3 protein-coding genes and 1 pseudogene are annotated in these 4,082 nt (G+C 37.7%); all 4 read left to right on the forward strand.

Translation table 11 applies throughout. From position 1 onward, the window contains the following. Nucleotides 1-71: 71 nt before the first annotated feature. The 4 genes and pseudogenes from QZV68_RS10005 (at nucleotide 72) to QZV68_RS10285 (ending at nucleotide 3,967) form a co-directional block, all read left to right on the forward strand. Nucleotides 72-791, forward strand: a complete 720-nt coding sequence (locus tag QZV68_RS10005) for a carboxymuconolactone decarboxylase family protein (RefSeq protein WP_296880854.1) — start codon at nucleotides 72-74, stop codon at nucleotides 789-791. A gap of 49 nt (nucleotides 792-840) precedes the next feature. Then, a complete protein-coding gene (locus QZV68_RS10010) occupies nucleotides 841-2,226 on the forward strand; it encodes a glutamate synthase-related protein (RefSeq protein WP_296880855.1) in 1,386 nt (461 codons plus the stop codon). A gap of 292 nt (nucleotides 2,227-2,518) precedes the next feature. Then, on the forward strand, nucleotides 2,519-3,346 hold the full coding sequence (modA, locus tag QZV68_RS10015) for a molybdate ABC transporter substrate-binding protein (RefSeq protein ID WP_292600481.1): 828 nt from the start codon (nucleotides 2,519-2,521) through the stop codon (nucleotides 3,344-3,346). 88 nt (nucleotides 3,347-3,434) lie between these two features. Next, nucleotides 3,435-3,967, forward strand: a pseudogene (locus tag QZV68_RS10285) (molybdate ABC transporter permease subunit). Nucleotides 3,968-4,082 lie beyond the last annotated feature (115 nt).

Raw genomic sequence — 4,082 nt, forward strand, 5'->3', positions numbered from 1 at the left:
ATTTTAATCCGATATTGGATTTAGATTTTTTTTTGACAAATTTTTTATAAATCTGTTTTCATAATAATCCTATGAATAAATTATTTGACAATTTCGCAAGAATCCAGAAAAATGACCCTGAATTTCATGAGATATTTAAAAACTTCGCATTTGATGAAGTGTATGAATACTCAACATTGTCTGAAAAGGAGGCTGTTCTGGTTACATTGGCATCACTGATAGCCTGCCAGTCACCAAAGGCATTCAAAAAGATATTGCTTTCAGCCGTTAATGAATACGTAACTCCTGAAGAGGTAAAGGAATTGCTCTACCAGTCCGTGCCATATGTTGGATTTGGCCGTGCACACAATTTCTTTGGAGTTGTAATCAAGGTATTCGACAAGAAGGGAATTGAGATGCCCTTGGAAAGCAAATCAAACACAAATCCTGAAAACAGACACAAATTGGGTCGTGAAATCCAGGACAGGTACTTTGGAGCCGAAATGATTCAGGCTATGAATGACAATGCTCCCAAAGGCCAAAAGCACTTCAACACCTTTCTTGAAGGATATTGCTTCGGTGATTTCTACACTCGTGACTGCCTGAACGACAGCGAAAGGGAACTGATCACCTTTGTGTTCATCACAACTTTAGGAGGATGTGAAAACCAGCTTAGAGGACATGTTCAGGGTAATTTAAGTGTAGGAAATGATAAGGAAAAACTGATTTCAGCAATAACTGTCATATTGCCGTATATCGGTTTTCCAAGGTCGCTGAATGCATTAGGTATCGTTAATGAAATATGCAAATAGAAAAACTTATATGCTTTCACCTAACTATTAAAAGAATTAAGGTGATACTATGATATACAAATGCACTATCTGTGGCCATATCCATGATGAGGAATCAACAGGAATACTTTTGAAAAACCTGGACAAATGTCCAATATGCGGTCAGCCTATCTCCAAATTTGTTGAGGTTGAAAATTCACACTCAACCCAAAACGAAAAGGAGTCCGACTCTGATTTGGCATATGACAAAAAATATGCAAAAAGCGACAGGGACATTCGATATATGGATGCAATCCATCAAATGGCAATAACCGGTGAGTCCATAGTGTCTGCGATGTATACTGACATGCCGATGCCTAACTGGGATGAAATACTTATTTTGGGAAATCAGTTGAATCCGCAGCCATTGGAATCTGATGTGGATGTAAACACGCAAACTGTCATCGGAAAAAGCGCCAAGAAACCACTGGTCATTGAAAGTCCGGTCTACATAACCCACATGTCATTCGGTGCACTTTCAAGAGAAACCAAGATAGCTTTGGCCAAAGGCAGTGCTGCAGTTAAAACCGCTCAGTGCAGCGGTGAAGGCGGAATACTGCCGGAAGAGATGGAAAACGCCTATAAATACATCTTTGAATATGTTCCAAACAGGTACTCTGCAACAGGGGATAATCTGAAGAATGCCGATGCTATTGAAATCAAAATCGGCCAGTCAACAAAACCTGGCCTTGGCGGACAACTGCAGGGCGAAAAGGTAACCGAAGAGATAGCACAAATCCGGAAAAAGCCATTGGGCAAAGACATTCACTCTCCTGCAACAATTCCTGAAGTCAACTCAAAGGAGGATTTGAAAAATCTGGTTGATGAGTTGAGGATGAAATCCCATGGCCGTCCGATAGGATTGAAATTTGCAGCAGGGAGAATAGAAGATGATTTGAGTCATGTTTTGTATGCCGAACCTGATTTCATCACAATCGACGGAAGGGGAGGATCAACCGGTGCAAGCCCAAAACTGATTAGGGATTCAACATCTGTCCCGACAATCTATGCGCTTTCGAGGGCTCGAAAATACTTGGATGAGCATGAAAGTGAAATCGATTTGACAATAACTGGAGGTTTGCGAGTTTCTTCTGATTTTGCAAAGGCCCTTGCAATGGGTGCAGATGCAATAGCTATCGGTACTGCCGCAATGATTGCAACAGCCTGCCAGCAGTATAAAATCTGTGACACCGGGGACTGCCCGGTTGGTGTTGCAACGCAGGATGATGAGCTGAGAAAAAGACTGAAAATAGAAACCGCTTCAAAGAGGGTTGAAAACTACTTGAGGGTTTCAACCGAAGAGCTGAAGACCTTTGCAAGAATCACGGGCCATGATGATGTGCATGACTTGAATATTGATGATTTGTGCACATTAAATTCTGAAATATCTGATTATACCGATATAAAACATGTCTAATATTTGGCATATGATTGAATCATTTTGCCAATCAGGGGCAATCCCTTGATATTTTTTTTCATTTTTTTTCGATATGAATGCATTAACATCGATATGTAAATATTTATATATCATTTGTTATAATAAATATTATTGCCAATCATGATGAATGAAGTGCAATTAATGATTTTTTAATGAATGGAAAGTAATGAATAAATTACATCGAATAGTAATGATGTTCTTTTTGCTTCATCATTCATGGATTATTGCATTTAATTGTCTGGTTTGTATTATTATATATGGGAGAATAATTATGAAATCTAATAAAATCGCAATAATTGCCATTATAGCTATTGCCATTGCAGTTGTTTCTATTGGTTCATGTTCTGCAGGCCTATTTGACTTTTTGGGAGGAAGCAATTCTTCTGACAATAGTTTAAATGGACAAGAAGTAAATTTAGCCGCTGCTGCTAGTTTAAAAAATGTTTTTGATGAAAAGTTAATTCCAATGTTTGAACAAAAATATCCTGGTGTAAAAGTTACACCGACCTACGCTTCAAGTGGGGATTTGCAAACTCAAATTGAAAACGGTTTGAAGGCTGATGTTTTCATGTCCGCTTCCAATAAACAGATGAACGCTTTAGCTGATGAAAATTTAGTTGACAATAAAACCAATCTTCAATTTTTAGAAAACAAAGTTGTTTTAATTGTACCAAAAGACTCAAACGCTAATATCTCTTCATTTGATGATTTGAAAAACGTTAACGGTAACATTGCTATAGGTGATCCTGAATCCGTGCCTGCAGGTCAATACGGTAAAGAAGTATTGAACAATACTGGTATTTGGACTGACGTGGAATCTAAACTGTCATTAGGTAAAGATGTGACTGAAGTATTAAACCAGGTTGCTCAAAAATCTGCTGAATGCGGTATTGTATACGCTACTGACGCCAAATCCAATGATAATGTAAAAGTAGTTTGTGAAGCACCTGATAACACTTTAAAAACTCCAGTTATTTATCCTGTAGCTGCACTTAAAAACTCAACAGATTCAAATGCTACAAAAGCATTTATGGACTTCTTGCAAACCAAAGAAGCCAAAGACATATTCGTTGAATATGGATTCACCCTTCATGAATAGATTTTCTATTCATGAAAAACTTTTTTTTGAATAAATTTTAATATTATATTGTTCAAATGAATAATATAGAAATTAACGGAGAAACTACATGATGGACTGGTCCCCTATTTTCATCTCAATGAAAACAGCAAGCGTTTCAATTTTGATAACCTTTTTTGTGGGTTTGATTGTTGCTTGGGGCATTGTAAAGATGAAAAACGACACGATAAAGATAGTGCTTGACGGCATTTTCACATTGCCGATTGTGCTGCCCCCTACAGTAGTGGGTTTCTTTTTATTGTATATTTTCGGTGTCAGAGGACCGATCGGAAGTTTTTTCATAGACTTTTTTGCATTTAAAATCGCATTTTCATGGCCTGGTTTGCAAATGCACTGCCAGGAATCATCAGCGGAGGAATCCTTGCATATGCGAGGGGATTAGGTGAATTCGGTGCAACAGCAATGCTTGCAGGTAACATTGCAGACCAGACCAGAACTCTCCCAATGGCAGTTTATTCTGAAGTGGCTGCAGGAAATATGGGAGATGCATTCAATTATGTAATATTTATTGTCGTTATAGCATTTATAGCCATTTTTATCATGGATTTTGTTTCATTGCGAAAGGAAAAGCAATGGAAATGAATTTAGGAATATCTGAGGAAGGATTATTATGGACAAATCATTAAAGGTAAATATCCAAAAGAAACTCAATGAATTCGACTTGAAAGTTGATTTCGAATTGAAAAGGGGATGTCTG

The organism is uncultured Methanobrevibacter sp., from assembly GCF_902801725.1.
GTDB lineage: Archaea > Methanobacteriota > Methanobacteria > Methanobacteriales > Methanobacteriaceae > Methanocatella.

Excerpts from the sequence above, each read along its gene's own strand:
- modA (WP_292600481.1), top strand. The coding sequence starts at position 2,519 with ATGAAATCTAATAAAATCGCAATAATTGCCATTATAGCTATTGCCATT.
- QZV68_RS10005 (WP_296880854.1), top strand. The coding sequence starts at position 72 with ATGAATAAATTATTTGACAATTTCGCAAGAATCCAGAAAAATGACCCT.
- QZV68_RS10010 (WP_296880855.1), top strand. The coding sequence starts at position 841 with ATGATATACAAATGCACTATCTGTGGCCATATCCATGATGAGGAATCA.